Below are 14305 nucleotides of genomic sequence, written 5' to 3'. Positions count from 1 at the left end.
AGTGATATGACTGCACGCGAGAAACTGTTGGCCGAGGCCGCCAAGCGCATCCTGATCACGGACGGCGCGTTCGGCACCGAGATCCAGAACTGGAAGCTCCAGGAGGCCGATTATGCCGGCACCCTTGGCCTGACCCATGACCAGAAGGGTAACAACGACATCCTCGCGCTGACCAAGCCCGAGGTGCCGGAGACGATCCACCGCGCCTATTTCGAGGCCGGCGCCGACATCGCCGAGACCAACACCTTCTCCGCCAATCGTATCAGCCAGGCAGATTACGGCGCCGAGCATCTCGTGCGCGAGATCAACCTGGAGAGCGCGCAGCTTGCCCGGCGGATCGCCGACGAGTTCGAGGCGAAGGACGGCCGCCCGCGCTTCGTCGCCGGCGCTATCGGGCCGACCAACAAGACGCTGTCACTGTCGCCCGACGTCAACGATCCCGGCTATCGCGAGATCGACTTCGACTATCTGAAGGATGTGTACCGGGAGCAGATCGACGCGCTTGTGGAAGGCGGGGTCGATTTCGTGCTGATCGAGACGGTGTTCGACACGCTCAACGCCAAGGCCGGCGTGATGGCGGCGATCGAGGCGGGCGAGGCGCTCGGCCGCGACCTGCCGATCATGCTGTCCATGACCCTGACCGACCTGTCGGGCCGCAACCTGTCGGGCCATACGGTCGAGGCCTTCTGGCACGCGGTGCGCCATGCGAAGCCGGTGACGATCGGGCTCAACTGCTCGTTCGGGGCGGAGCAGCTCCGTCCGCATGTCAGGACCTTGTCGGACATCGCCGACACGCTGATCATGATCTATCCCAATGCCGGCCTGCCCAACGAGCTTGGCGCCTATGACGAGGAGCCGGCGACGACCGCAGGGCTGGTCGGCGAATGGGCGCAGGCGGGACAGGTCAATGTGCTTGGCGGCTGCTGCGGATCGACGCCGGCGCATATCAAGGCGATCGCCGACGGCGTGGCGGGCCTCGCCCCGCGCAAGCTGCCGGTGCCGCCGGTCAGGACCCGGCTCGCCGGGCTGGAGCCGATGACGATGGCTGCTTAACTCTTTTTCCCCTCCCGCTTGCGGGWGGGGGCAGGGGGTGGGCTCGCGCTCCGCCCCAGACGATATCGCCCGCGATCAGCCGGGCGCCCACCCCAAACCCCTCCCGCAAGCGGGAGGGGGGAAGAAGAAAAACATGGCCTCTGCTCCCTCCACCGCCCAGTTCGTCAATATCGGCGAGCGCACCAACGTCACCGGATCGGCCCGCTTCAAGAAGCTGATCATGGCGGGCGACTATCCGGCTGCGGTCGAGGTCGCGCTGCAGCAGGTGGAATCGGGCGCCCAGGTGCTCGACGTCAACATGGACGAGGGTCTGCTCGACGCCGAGGTGGCGATGACCACCTTCCTGAAGCTGATCGCCGCCGAGCCAGATATCGCGCGCATCCCCTTCATGATCGACAGCTCGAAATGGTCGGTGATCGAGGCGGGGCTGAAATGCGTCAGCGGCAAGCCGATCGTGAACTCGATCAGCATGAAGGAGGGCGAGGCCCAGTTCCTGTCCCAGGCGAAGAAGGTCATGCAGTACGGCGCGGCCGTCGTCGTCATGGCATTCGACGAGGTCGGTCAGGCAGATACGCAGGCGCGTAAGATCGAGATCTGCGAACGCGCCTATAACCTGCTGATGGGCATCGGCTTTCCGCCCGAGGACATCATCTTCGACCCCAACATCTTCGCGGTCGCGACGGGGATCGAGGAGCATAACAATTACGCGAACGATTTCATCGAGGCGTGCAAGGAGATCAAGGCGCGGCTGCCGCATTGCCACATCTCAGGCGGCCTTTCGAACCTGAGCTTCTCGTTCCGTGGCAACGAGCCGGTGCGCCGCGCGATGCACTCGGTGTTCCTGTACTATGCGATTCCCGCCGGGCTCGACATGGCGATCGTCAATGCCGGGCAGCTCGACGTGTACGACACGATCGATCCGGAGCTGCGCCAGGCCTGTGAGGACGTCGTCCTCAACAAGGACGACGGCGCGACCGAGCGGCTGATCGCACTCGCCGAACGCTACAAAGGCACCGACGAGGTCGCCGAGAAGCAGGCGGCCGAATGGCGCGGCTGGCCCGTCGCCAAGCGGCTCGAACATGCGCTGGTCAAGGGCATCGACGCGCATGTCGTGGAGGATACGGAGGAATGCCGTCAGCTCTTCGCCCGGCCGATCGAGGTGATCGAAGGCCCGCTGATGGACGGCATGAACGTGGTCGGCGACCTGTTCGGAACGGGCAAGATGTTCCTGCCGCAGGTGGTGAAATCGGCGCGCGTGATGAAGAAGGCGGTGGCGCATCTGCTGCCCTTCATCGAGGCGGCGAAGGAGCCCGGCGCGCGCGGCAAGGGCAAGATCATCATGGCGACCGTGAAGGGCGACGTGCATGATATCGGCAAGAACATCGTCGGCGTGGTGCTCCAGTGCAACGGCTTCGACGTGGTCGACATGGGCGTCATGGTGCCATGGTCGGCCATCCTCGCCGCCGCCAACGAGAATGACGCCGACATGATCGGCCTGTCCGGCCTGATCACCCCCTCGCTCGACGAGATGGTGACGGTCGCCGAGGAGATGAAGCGCGCCGGCATGAAGATGCCGCTGCTGATCGGTGGTGCGACGACGTCGAAGGTCCACACCGCATTGCGCATCGCGCCCGCCTATGACGGTCCGGTCGTGCATGTGCTCGACGCCAGCCGCGCGGTCGGTGTCGCATCGACCCTGGTCAGCGACACGCAGAAGGACGCCTTCGTCCTCAAGACGGCCGACGAATATGAGGCGGTGCGCGTCGCCCGTGCCGGCCGCACGCAGAGCGAGCTGGTCCCGATCGAGGTCGCTCGCAAGAATGCGTTTGTGGCTGACATGGCGCTCAAGCCGCCGACGCCGAACCAGCCCGGCGTACAGACCTTCCGCGACTGGGACCTGGCCGAGCTGCGCGAGATCATCGACTGGACGCCTTTCTTCCGCGCCTGGGAGCTTGCCGGCAATTATCCGGCGATCCTGGAGGACAAGGTCGTCGGCGAAAGCGCGACCAGCCTGTTCAACGACGCGAACGCGATGCTCGACAAGATCATCGCCGAGAAATGGCTGACCGCGCGCGCCGTGGTGGGCCTATGGCCGTGCGTCCGGCACGAGGATGATATCTTCGTCGACCCCGAGGGTGTGTGGAATCCCGAGGAGCTCGGCGGACTCGAGCATCTGGGCCTTGTCGAGAATGACGATCTCGTGCGTATCCCGATGCTGCGCCAGCAGATCGCCAAGCGCGAGGGTCGGCCGAACATGTGCCTGGCCGATTTCATCAGCCGCGACGGCGACTGGATCGGCGGCTTCGCCGTCAGCATCCATGGTATCGAGCCCCATTTGGCGCGCTTCAAGGCAGCGATCGACGATTATTCGGACATCCTGCTGAAGGCGCTGGCCGACCGCTTCGCCGAGGCGCTGGCGGAGGCGCTGCACCGCCATGTCCGGACCACGCTCTGGGGCTATGCGCCCGAAGAGCAGCTGACCAACGAAGCGCTGATCAAGGAGCAGTATCGCGGCATTCGCCCGGCGCCGGGCTATCCCGCCTGCCCGGACCACAGCGTGAAGCCGACCCTGTTCAAGCTGCTCGACGCGCATCACGCGACCGGCATTTCGCTGACGGAGAGCTTCGCGATGCTGCCGACTGCTGCGGTCTCGGGCTTTTATTTCGGCCATCCGCAGGCGGAATATTTCGGCGTGGCGCGCGTCGGTCGCGACCAGCTGGAGGAATATGCCGAACGGCGCGGCGTGGATCTGCAGACGGCGGAGCGTTGGCTGCGGCCGAACCTGGACTGACGTCTTATTCCTCCCCGAGCTTGCTCGGGGAGGATGAGGGACGGGGTAGTTAACCCTCAATTACCCTTCACAGCCCATAGCTCCCGGCGCATTTCCCGCCCGAAGGAGCAAGCCCCATGCACCGCATCATTCCGATCATCGCCCTTGTGCTGACCGTGCCGGCCGCGGCCCAGCCCGGCGGGCCCTTCACCATCGCCGAAACGGGTCAGGGCTTCGCGACGATCGACGATGCAGTCCAGTCGGTGCGCATGGGCAAGGCGACGATCCTGATCGCGCCGGGTGTCTATCATCAATGCACCGTGCAGGCGGGCGGGGTGATCACCTTCAAGGCAGTCCAGCCCGGCACCGCGATCTTCGACGGCACCACGTGCGAGGGCAAGGCGGCGTTCGTCCTGCGCGGCCAGGGATCGACGGTCGATGGCCTGGTTTTCCGCAACATGCGCGTGCCCGACGGCAATGGCGCCGGCGTGCGGACCGAGATGGGCAACCTCACCGTCACCAATTCGATGTTCATGGACAGCCAGGAAGGCATTCTCGGCGGCGAGCCGGTCGGGCAGAGGATCGTGATCGACCGATCGACCTTCACCGGCCTGGGCCAGTGCGACGAAACGCCCGATTGCGCGCATTCTATCTATCTCGCCAACAAGGGATCAGTCTCGATCACCAATTCGCGGTTCGAGCGCGGGACGGGCGGCCATTATGTGAAGCTGCGCATCCCCAACGTCTCGATCACCGACAACAGCTTCGACGATACCGGTGGGCGCAAGACCAATTACATGATCGACCTGCCGGAGGGGGCGACCGGCCTGATCACGCGCAATACCTTCGTCCAGGGCCGGCAGAAGGAGAACTGGACCGGCTTCGTGGTGGTCGCCGCCGAGGCGCGCAACTACCGCTCGGCGGGTTTGCGCGTGGAGGGCAACACGGCCAGCCTCGCACCGGGCGAGACGCGCAGCCCGGCCTTTGTCGCCGACTATAGCCATGAGCGGCTGGCGGTCGGGGCGAACAGGCTGGGTGCCGGCATCCGCATGTTCGAGACGCGCTAGCCACATCGTTACCCTCGGCCTCGTCTGGTTGTTATCCCATTGAGCGCCGCATTCTTCTTTGCCGGCGGCGGGCCCGTTGGGGACGTCGGTAAACAGGCGCTGCGCGTCCTCACGGGAGCCTTCCCAACTGGGCCCCGGCCTTCGCCGGGGAGCGTGCAGGTTGGGAAGTACAATCGCCGACAAGGTCAGCGTCACGGCGTGGCCGGAGCATAGCCTCGCAGCCTCAACCTCTCTACACCCCGTACATGCCCTATCTCTTCCTTGCCATCGCGATCGCCTCGGAGGTCTGCGCCACCTCCTTCATGAAATTGTCGGAAGGGTTCACCCGACCGGTACCGTCGATCGTCACCGCGATCGGCTATGCGGTTGCCTTTTATTTCCTCTCGCTCACCCTGAAGACGGTGCCGACGGGTATCGCCTATGCGATCTGGTCGGGCGTCGGCATCGTCCTGATCACCACGATCGCCTGGGTCTTCCAGGGGCAGAAGCTCGATGCCGCCGCGATCGCCGGCATGGCGCTGATCATCGCTGGCGTGGTGGTGATGAACGTCTTTTCGAGGGCGTCCGCGCACTGAGCGTCGCGTGACGGCGCATTCTCAGGTCGGCGTTTCGGTGCCCCCAACGTCCATGCTTCTATCGCCACACCGGATTGGACCGCAGGTCCGCCGGGTACATGGTCAGATATTGCGCCATGCGCGGACGGTCGGTGCGGTTGGGGCTCGCGCCGTGCGGCAGGTCCTGGCGCCAGATGATCAGGTCGCCTGCGCCCGCCGCGATCGGCACGGCGCTCGCGCTCAGGTCGACGGTGCGGGGATCGCCATCGCCGACGCTTTCGAGCCAGGCCTCGATGCCGTGATGGAAGCCGGGCACGAGCTGAAGCGCGCCCTGGTCGGCGCTCGTATCGGTCAGGTACAGGATGCCTTGGGTCGCGAAATGGATGGGTAGCGCCAGGCTCATGTCGAAATGCAGATACGGCCCGGGGAAGCTATAGCCGGGCCGCTCGGGCGGGTTGAAGCTCAGCCGGTCGGTGAGCGCCCAGAGATCGGCGGTGCCCCATAGCTGGGCGAACGCCTTGTGCACCCGTGGCGATTGCCGTGGCGCGTCCATCGCGGGATCCTGGAAATGCTGGACCATGATCCCATTGGGGCGGCGTTCGTACCAGGTCTCGCGATCGTCCGGCGTGGCGTTCACCTGGCGCCATAGCAGGTCTTCGGTCGCCCTGGCTTGGTCGGCGGTGATCGCCTGGCGCAGGATGACGAAGCCATGCTCGTCCCAATGCGCCAGATCTTCGGCGTCGAGCACGTCCGGGGCCTCATCGATCGCCTTTAGCCGGCGTGCGACCTCGTCCGGCGGCGGCGCTCCGTCGAGCCAGGCATGAAAGCGCGCGACCTTCACCGGATCCGGCTCCCCGGCCGTATCGGTGATCCATGCCTGGAACGTCGGGAAGTCGGGTTGCGTATTGCCCAGATATTGCAGCGTCTGTTCGAGGCCGAGGCCCAGCACGTCGAGCAACGGGCGCAACGCCGATGCCCGGCTCGGTTGCATCCGCGACCGGAAGGTGTGGCGCGCCCAGAAATCTTCCAGCCCGCGGATATGGGACGGGAGACCCGGAACGGGGGCGAGCGCGGCGGCGGAAGCAGTCATGGTGCCGCCAGCATCGAACAGCGCCGCCGCCTCGTCAATTGCCAGACGCAACCGTCACGGGCAGGTCGTGCCCGTTCCCGCATCGAGATCGAGGCAGCGGCCGTCCGGCTTCGGCGTCGAGACCGGCAGGCCGATCAGGCCGGCCAGCGTCGGCATGATATCGACCGTCTCGACCGACAGCGGCTGCTCGAAGCCGACCATGCCCTTGCGCCAGAACAGGATCGGCACGCGGCGGTCATAATCCCAGAAGCTGCCATGAGTCGCGACGCTGCTCCTGGTCGGATCGGCGATCGGCGTGATGCGCGGCTTCATCGCGACCACGATGTCGCCGGAGCGTAGCGCATAATAGGAGGCGCGGGCGCGCTCGATCAGCGTCCAGGTTTCGGGCGGGCCGCTCGGCGCCGGCGTTGCGGCGATGTCGCCGGCGGCGAAGGCGGCCATGACCTGCGGATGGGCGCGGATGCGGGCCAGCGCTTCCTTCAGCACGGCCGTATGCTGCGCCTTCGTCAGCACCGGGTCGATCCAGATATCGCCCGATCCGGGATCACCATAGAGCAGCGAGCCGGTGACATTGAGGTTCAGTTTAGCGATGATGTCCTTGCCGATGGCGGCGGGGGTGAAGGCCTTGTCGATGCGCGCTGCCTCGGGGACGGCATGGTCGCGATTGCGCTCGGGCAGGTCGTGGCCGCCATGGTCGGCGGTCAGCACCACGGCATAATCGACGCCGGTCTTGTCGAGCACGTCGAAGAAGGAGCCGAGCGAACGATCGAGATTGGCGAGCTGGATGCACATCTCGCTGCCCTCGGTGCCATAGCCATGGCCGACATAGTCGGTGGCGGAGGCGCCGACCGCGATCAGATCGGTGGTGCTGCCCTGGCCGAGCTTCATGTCCTGGACCATGCCGGCCGCGAGGGCGAGGATCGAAGCGTCGAAGGCGGGCGAGGCGCGGAACTTGTTCGCGTCGCCGGCGGCACGCTCGAAGCGGCCGCTGCCGACGGTCTTGCCGCCGCCGACCGGGATGGCGCGGTCATGCGGCACGCAGAAATCGGGCTCGTCCAGCGGGCCCTGCGCCTGGGCGAGCAGGGCCGTGACGGTGGTGTTGGTGCGCGTGACCACGGCAGGCGTGGCGCGGCCGGCATAGGAGACGAAGGCCTTGCCGTCCCACCACCAGAGCTCGTCGACCTTGTGGCCGCCCATCATCACGGCGGCGCGATCCTTGCCTGCGACGGAGACGATGCGGGCCGCCGGGTTCGCTGCCTTCATCCGCTCGCCGAGCGTGGGGACGAGCAGATGCTTGTCCGACACGGTGTATTTGGACGAGGTGCTGCCGGGAACGCTCTCGTCCTCGGCGCAATAGACCTGCTTGTCGGCGCGCGGTGTCTTCAGGTCGGTCCAGTTATTGGCGATGATGCCGGTATGTTCGGGCCGGAAGCCGGTAAGGATGGTGGAATGGCCGGGGCAGGTCTCGGTCGCGGCATGGCTCTGATACCCCGAGGGGAAGACCGCGCCGTCGAGCAGGCGCCTGAAGCCGCCGGTGAAGCGGTTGCGATATTCGGCGAACAGATCCGCGGAGAACTGGTCGACCGAGATGGCGACGATCAGCTTCGGTGGCGCTTGTGGGGCGGTTGCGGGTGCGGGTGTTGGGACGGGTGCTGGGGGCGGCGCTTCCTGGGCGGGGAGAGGCGCCGCGATCGCGATGGCGACCAGGGTGGCGATGGATGCCAATCTTTTCACGTACTGATTCTCCGCGCTCAGGTGCAATGCACCGCGCCCGCCGCTATGGGCGAGTGCAGGATTGCCGACAAGGATGGTCGATGCGCGCGTTGGGTTACCTGATTGTGACGTTTATGGCCGTGGTGGCCGCAGTTTCGGGCATTCCGGCGGCGGCCTTTGCCGAAGGCCCCGGGGCGCTCGGCAAGGGGCCGCACCTGGCGATGCGGCTCGTTGCGGAAACCGCGACGCCGGCTGCAGGCCAGGATGTGACCATTGCGCTCGAGTCCCGGCCTGAACCGGGCTGGCATGGCTATTGGCAGAATCCGGGGGATGCCGGATTTCCCGCGACCCTGAAATGGACGCTGCCCAAGGACGTCACCGTCGGCGAGCCGGCCTATCCGGTGCCGGGCATGCTGCTGATGGCCGGGCTGATGAACTATGTGTTCGAAGCGCCTTATGCCCCGCTGGTGACTCTGAAGGTGCCGGCCGGGCTGCCGGCGGGCACGGCGTTGCCGGTGAAACTGCACGCGCAGTATCTCGTGTGCACCAAGACGCTGTGCGTGCCGGAGGAGGCCGACCTGTCGGTCGACCTGACCGTGGGCGACGGCGCCGTGCCCGCGGCCAGTCGTGCGCAGTTCGATGCCTGGCGCCGGGCCATCCCGAAGCCGCTCGACGCGAAGGGCAGCTTCCAGAAGGACGGCACGCAGATCAGGATCGCCGTGCCCTATCCGTCGGGCGCGCCGCTGGCGGATGCCTATTTCTTCCCGATCACCACTGGCCTGGTCGATTACGCCGCCGAGCAGAAGATGTCGCGCGACGGCGATCGGGTCGTGGTCGAGACCAAGGCGGGGACGGGCGGCACCGGGCCGCTGGTCGGCGTGCTGCGGATCGCGCCGGGGCAGGGGCTGATGGTGACGGCCGTCGCCGGGACGGTGGCTGCGGGCGCATCGTCGTCGGCGGGTGCCCCGGACGGCGTGTTGATGGCGACCCTGATCGCCTTTGCCGGCGCCATGCTCGGCGGGCTGGTCCTCAATATCATGCCCTGCGTCTTCCCGATCCTCAGCCTCAAGGCGCTGAGCCTCGCGCGTGGTCATCTCGACGAACGGTCCGCGCGGCATGAGGCGCTGGCCTATACGGCGGGCGTGGTGGCGGTCTGTGTTGCGCTGGGCGGGGCGATCCTCGCGCTTCGCGCCGGTGGTAGCGCGGTCGGCTGGGCGTTCCAGCTGCAGGATCCGCGCGCGATCATTGTGTTGCTGCTGCTGACGGTGGCGCTGGCGCTCAACCTGGGCGGGCTGTTCGAGATTCCGACGCCGCAGTTCGTCAACCGGGCGGGCGGCGCGGGCGGGGCCTTCGCCACCGGCGCGCTCGCCGCGTTCATCGCGACGCCCTGCGCGGGGCCGTTCATGGGTGCTGCGCTCGGTGCCGCGCTCGTGCTGCCGTGGCCGGCCGCGCTGGCGATCTACGCCGGCCTTGGTCTAGGCTTCGCACTGCCGTTTCTCGCGCTCGGTTTCGTGCCGGCGCTGCGCAAGCGCATGCCCAAGCCTGGCGCCTGGATGGATGTATTCCGGCGCTTCCTCTCGATCCCGATGTGGCTGACCGCCATCGCCCTTGTCTGGGTGCTCGGTCGCCAGACCGGTGTCGACGGCATGACCCAGGGTCTGCTGGTCACGCTTGGAGCCGCAATCGTCCTGTGGGTGGCTGGGCGTCGCCAGCACCGAGGGCTCAGTTTCGGCGTTGTCGCCGTCATCGCCCTGATCGCCCTGGTTGCCGGCGGAATCTGGCTCGCGGCGACGGCGCACCGTCCCCAGGCCGTCCAGGCGCAGACGGCGGGTGGGGCCGAACCGTTCAGCGAGACGCGGCTCGCGACGCTCCGCAGCGAGGGCAAGCCGGTCTTCGCCTATTTCACCGCCGACTGGTGCCTGACCTGCAAGGTCAATGAAAAGGTCGCGATCGAGACCGAGGCGACTCAGTCCGCCTTTGCTGCGCACAAGGTCGCGACGATGGTCGGCGACTGGACTGATGGCGATCCGGTGCTCGGCCGTTTCATCCAGGCGCATAATCGTGCCGGCGTGCCGCTCTACCTGTATTACGCCCCCGGCGCCGCCGAGCCGCAGGTGTTGCCGCAGGTTCTCACACCCGGGATGCTGGCTGCGCTGGGTTCCTGAACGCTTATCGTCGCTGCGTAAAAACGCCCCTTGTGCGCCGCAGCAAAACGTCGCAGCATGGAACCAGGCGGTTGATGGGGGCTTTACCGTTTCTATGGGGACACGACGCGCGTTTGACGAGATCATGGGGCGGAGCGGCTCTACCACGCCGCGACCGGAACTCGCCGCGCTGGGTACCTGGCTTGACGAAACGCCCGACGCGGAACTGCGCCGCCGCCAGCAATCGGCGGAAGCGACGTTCCGTCAGCTCGGCATCACCTTTGCGGTCTATGGGGACAGCGACGCGTCGGAACGGATCATCCCGTTCGACATCGTCCCGCGCATCTTCCTTGCCGACGAATGGGCGCGCCTGTCCGAAGGGTTGGTGCAGCGCGTGGAGGCGATCAACGCCTTTCTCGACGACATCTATGGCGAACGGAAGATCCTCAAGGCAGGTGTCCTTCCCGAGGACCTGATCTTCGGCAATCCGCAATTCCGGCCAGAGATCGCGGGCATGCGGCCGCCGCACGGCATCTGGGCGCATATTTGCGGCATCGACCTGGTGCGCACCGGCCCGGACGAGTTCTTCGTGCTCGAAGACAATGCCCGCACCCCCTCGGGCGTCAGCTACATGCTCGAGAATCGCGAGGCGATGCTGCGCCTCTGCCCCGAGCTGTTCCGCGAGTTCCGTGTGGCGGCGGTCGATTCCTATCCCGATCGGCTGCACGAAACGATGAAGTCGGTCGCGCCGCACGGCAGCGGCCAGAACCCGGTGTGCGTCGTGCTCACGCCCGGCCATTATAATTCCGCCTATTACGAACACAGTTTCCTCGCGGATTCGATGGGGATCGAACTGGTCGAGGCGGCCGATCTGGTGGTCGACGACGACATCGTCTGGATGCGCACCATCGCCGGGCGGGTGAAGGTCGACGTGATCTATCGCCGCATCGACGACGATTACCTCGATCCCCTCGTGTTCCGCCCGGATTCGATGCTCGGCGTACCCGGGCTGATCGCGGCCTATGCGGCGGGTAACGTCGCGCTGCTCAACGCGCCCGGCAACGGCATCGCCGACGACAAGGCTATCTATAGCTATATGCCGGAGATCGTCCGCTTCTATTCGGGCGCTGAGCCCAAGCTGCCCAATGTCGAGACCTGGCGCTGCCGCGAGCCGCAGGCGCTGAAGTACGTGCTCGATAATCTTGAAAAGGTCGTGGTGAAGCTGGTCGATGGCTCGGGTGGTTACGGCATGCTGGTCGGGCCGACCGCGACCAAGGCCGAGATCGAAACGTTCCGCGCCGCGCTGATTGCCGAGCCGCACCGCTACATCGCGCAGCCGACACTCGCGCTGTCGACCGTGCCGACGCTCAATGATTCCGGCCTTGCGCCGCGCCACGTCGATTTTCGGCCCTTCGTGCTGACCGGGTCCAAGGGCATCCAGGTGGTCCCCGGCGGCCTGACCCGCGTGGCGCTCAAGGAGGGCTCGCTGGTGGTGAATTCGTCGCAGGGCGGCGGGACAAAGGATAGTTTCGTCCTGATGGACGGTGGGAATACGCCGATACAAACCCAGACCCTGGGCGGCATGACTCAGGGGCAGACGTCGTGAGGGCCGTGACGCCGTTCGTCCCCGCCATGGGCAGGGGGGCCAGCGAAGCTGGTGGTGGGGGGCTCTCACAAGCGCTTCGCCTGTGGCCCGCCCCCTCCACCATCCTGCGGATGGTCCCCCTCCCCGTGCCGGGGAGGATTTAGATGCTCTCGCGCACCGCCTCATCCCTCTACTGGCTTGGTCGATACATCGAACGCGCCGACTTCATCGCGCGTCTCGTCGAGGCGACCGTCCGCCTCGATGTGCTGTCCTCACGTCCGGCAGGTGAAGCTGCCTGGGCCAGCGCGCTGGCGGTCACCGAGACCGACGAGACCTTCCGCGCCACCGGCGAGACCATGAGCCAGCAGCATGTCGCGCGGTTCCTCACGCTCGACGGCAGCCATCCCGGGTCGATCGTCCGCTGCCTCGACATGGCGCGCAACAATGCCCGCGCCGTGCGCACGGCACTGACCCGCGAGGCCTGGACGGCGATCAACCGCGCCTGGCTGATCTTCCACAGCCGCTCCAGCCCCGGCGGCGCCACCGCGACGCTGGGCCTGGTCGATGCGGTGAAGACCGAAGCGCGCGGGTTCGAGGGTGCGATCCACCGCATGCTGCGCAACCAGACCACCTGGTTCATCCGGCTTGGCCAGGCGGTCGAGCGCGCGGACAATACGGCGCGCCTGCTCGACGTGAAATACCATTTGTTACTGCCCGAGGGCGAGCAGATCGGCGGCGTGGTCGATCGCGACCAATGGACCACGATCCTGCAGACCGTGTCGGCGGTGACCGCCTATCGCTGGCTCTATTCGGAAGGGCTGCGACCGGCGAACGTGATCGATCTGCTGATTTCCCGCGCCGAACTGCCGCGCAGCCTTGCCGCATCGGCCGAGGAGACGCTTGAGATCCTCAACCTGCTCGCCAAGCGCACCGGCCTGCATGGCGAGGCGGACCGCATGGCCCGCATGCGCCAGCAACGCCTGGCCAAGACCCGTTCGGGCGAAGTCATCGCCAGCGGGCTGCACCAATATCTCCAGGCCTTCAATGCCGAGAATGATCTCCTCCACGAGGCGATCGGCCGGCAGTTCAAGTTCAGCTGATGCGGCTGACGATAGATCACCGCACGACCTATCGCTTCTCGGTTCCGCAGGGCCGTGTCACCCAACTTCTCCGCCTCACGCCAAGCGGCACCGACGGCCAGGCGGTCGCGAGTTGGGGTATCCATGTCGATTGTGACGCCCGGATGCGCCATGGCCGCGACGGTTTCGGCAACCGCACGACGATGCTCTATGTCGAGGGGCCGATCGACAGTATCGAGATCGAGGTGTCCGGAGAGGTGCTGACCAACGGCAGCGACGGCATCCTCCACGGCTCGGTCGAACCCTTGCCGCCCGCCGTTTTCCTCCGCTCGACGCCGCTTACCGAAACGAGCGACGCGCTGGCCGGCTTCGCTGCGGAAGCAGCCTCGACGGCGCGGGATCCGGTCGAACGGCTGCACGCGCTGAACATCGCCTTCAACAAACGCTTCGCGCTCGATCGCGGCCGCCCGGTGTCGGGACGAAGCGCCGCGGAGGCGTTCGATCTCAAGGCGGCGACGCCGCGCGATTTCGCCCAGATGTTCGTCACCGCCGCGCGTGGGCTTGGCGTCCCGGCGCGCTACACCTCGGGATACAGCGCCGTATGCCGCTTCGGCGATTCCCCGCCTGCGCCGCATGGCTGGGCCGAAGCCTGGGTGGAGCGCCTTGGCTGGGTCGCGTTCGACCCCTGCACCGGCCTTTCGGCCGATGTGGCCTATGCCCGCATCGCTGTCGCGCTGGACTCGGCCGGTGCCGCGCCGGTCGCGGGATCGCGGATGGGCGAGGGGCATGAAGAGCTGGACGTCGATCTGCACGTCGAAAGAACCAACCGGCAGGACTGAGCCACTTGAAGCCCTCCTTTTTCGGAGGCTGGACGTGCCGCGTTAAATTCGAGCCGGCAGGCCATGTGTCCTTTCTGTTCCCCGGCGAAGGCCCTAGGACGTTCACACATCTTGCGGTTCGGTGTTCGATCTGATTCCCTTGAGGGGTTTGATCGGAGGGCGAGTGATGAAGTCAGGGCTGGGCTGTTTTGGGGACCTGCGCCTTCAAAAAGGGGGGCGTTTTTGCTGGGTCGGTTGGTGGGCACCGGCGCGGCGCGGGTACGGGTACGCTCGCTTGGTGGGAGCCGTGCTGGAGAGATGCGGATTACGCGTTTTTTGCGCAACGCGCGCGTGACGTCGTCGGAGATGATCGGGTCGGCACGCGAGGGTACGCAGGAGAGGGTTTCTGGTCGGCGCATCCTTGCCATCCAG

10 protein-coding genes are annotated in these 14305 nt (G+C 66.4%); 8 read left to right on the top strand and 2 right to left on the bottom strand.

Annotation, left to right across the window (positions count from 1 at the left end):
- Positions 1-6 precede the first annotated feature (6 nt).
- From AC1DT7_RS12435 to AC1DT7_RS12420, 4 genes are all read left to right on the top strand, one after another.
- Positions 7-1053, top strand: coding sequence for a homocysteine S-methyltransferase family protein (locus tag AC1DT7_RS12435; protein ID WP_478036266.1), 1047 nt, complete (start codon positions 7-9; stop codon positions 1051-1053).
- Between the two features lie 133 nt (positions 1054-1186).
- A complete protein-coding gene (metH, locus tag AC1DT7_RS12430; protein ID WP_478036265.1) occupies positions 1187-3844 on the top strand; it encodes a methionine synthase in 2658 nt (885 codons plus the stop codon).
- Positions 3845-3960: 116 nt separating this feature from the next.
- Entirely contained in the window at positions 3961-4890 is a 930-nt protein-coding gene (locus AC1DT7_RS12425; RefSeq protein ID WP_478036264.1) for a right-handed parallel beta-helix repeat-containing protein, read from the top strand.
- A gap of 245 nt (positions 4891-5135) precedes the next feature.
- Complete coding sequence (locus AC1DT7_RS12420) at positions 5136-5465, top strand: DMT family transporter (protein ID WP_478036263.1); 330 nt, start codon at positions 5136-5138, stop codon at positions 5463-5465.
- Positions 5466-5523: 58 nt separating this feature from the next.
- Here AC1DT7_RS12420 and AC1DT7_RS12415 read toward each other — a convergent pair whose 3' ends face one another.
- Positions 5524-6585: a phytanoyl-CoA dioxygenase family protein gene (locus AC1DT7_RS12415; protein ID WP_478036262.1), complete on the bottom strand. Its 1062-nt coding sequence runs from the start codon at positions 6583-6585 to the stop codon at positions 5524-5526.
- Between the two features lie 3 nt (positions 6586-6588).
- A complete protein-coding gene (locus AC1DT7_RS12410) occupies positions 6589-8259 on the bottom strand; it encodes an alkaline phosphatase family protein (RefSeq protein WP_478036389.1) in 1671 nt (556 codons plus the stop codon).
- Positions 8260-8348: 89 nt separating this feature from the next.
- Here AC1DT7_RS12410 and AC1DT7_RS12405 point away from each other — a divergent pair, with 89 nt between their 5' ends.
- The 4 genes from AC1DT7_RS12405 (at position 8349) to AC1DT7_RS12390 (ending at position 13894) form a co-directional block, all read left to right on the top strand.
- A complete protein-coding gene (locus tag AC1DT7_RS12405; protein ID WP_478036261.1) occupies positions 8349-10412 on the top strand; it encodes a protein-disulfide reductase DsbD family protein in 2064 nt (687 codons plus the stop codon).
- Positions 10413-10506: 94 nt separating this feature from the next.
- The gene (locus AC1DT7_RS12400; RefSeq protein ID WP_478036260.1) at positions 10507-11997 is read left to right on the top strand and encodes a circularly permuted type 2 ATP-grasp protein; all 1491 of its coding nucleotides are present in this window, start codon (positions 10507-10509) and stop codon (positions 11995-11997) included.
- 143 nt (positions 11998-12140) lie between these two features.
- Complete coding sequence (locus AC1DT7_RS12395) at positions 12141-13076, top strand: alpha-E domain-containing protein (protein ID WP_478036259.1); 936 nt, start codon at positions 12141-12143, stop codon at positions 13074-13076.
- Complete coding sequence (locus AC1DT7_RS12390) at positions 13076-13894, top strand: transglutaminase family protein (RefSeq protein ID WP_478036258.1); 819 nt, start codon at positions 13076-13078, stop codon at positions 13892-13894. The genes AC1DT7_RS12395 and AC1DT7_RS12390 overlap by 1 nt, the downstream gene beginning before the upstream one ends.
- The last annotated feature ends 411 nt before the right edge of the window (positions 13895-14305 follow it).

The organism is Sphingomonas sp. P3_C6 (assembly GCF_056402595.1).
Note: the sequence above shows the minus strand (reverse complement) of the source record. Positions and strands in the feature narration are given on the sequence as shown.

Excerpts from the sequence above, each read along its gene's own strand:
- metH (WP_478036265.1), top strand. The coding sequence starts at position 1,187 with ATGGCCTCTGCTCCCTCCACCGCCCAGTTCGTCAATATCGGCGAGCGC.
- AC1DT7_RS12405 (WP_478036261.1), top strand. The coding sequence starts at position 8,349 with ATGCGCGCGTTGGGTTACCTGATTGTGACGTTTATGGCCGTGGTGGCC.
- AC1DT7_RS12395 (WP_478036259.1), top strand. The coding sequence starts at position 12,141 with ATGCTCTCGCGCACCGCCTCATCCCTCTACTGGCTTGGTCGATACATC.
- AC1DT7_RS12435 (WP_478036266.1), top strand. The coding sequence starts at position 7 with ATGACTGCACGCGAGAAACTGTTGGCCGAGGCCGCCAAGCGCATCCTG.
- AC1DT7_RS12425 (WP_478036264.1), top strand. The coding sequence starts at position 3,961 with ATGCACCGCATCATTCCGATCATCGCCCTTGTGCTGACCGTGCCGGCC.
- AC1DT7_RS12420 (WP_478036263.1), top strand. The coding sequence starts at position 5,136 with ATGCCCTATCTCTTCCTTGCCATCGCGATCGCCTCGGAGGTCTGCGCC.
- AC1DT7_RS12390 (WP_478036258.1), top strand. The coding sequence starts at position 13,076 with ATGCGGCTGACGATAGATCACCGCACGACCTATCGCTTCTCGGTTCCG.
- AC1DT7_RS12400 (WP_478036260.1), top strand. The coding sequence starts at position 10,507 with ATGGGGACACGACGCGCGTTTGACGAGATCATGGGGCGGAGCGGCTCT.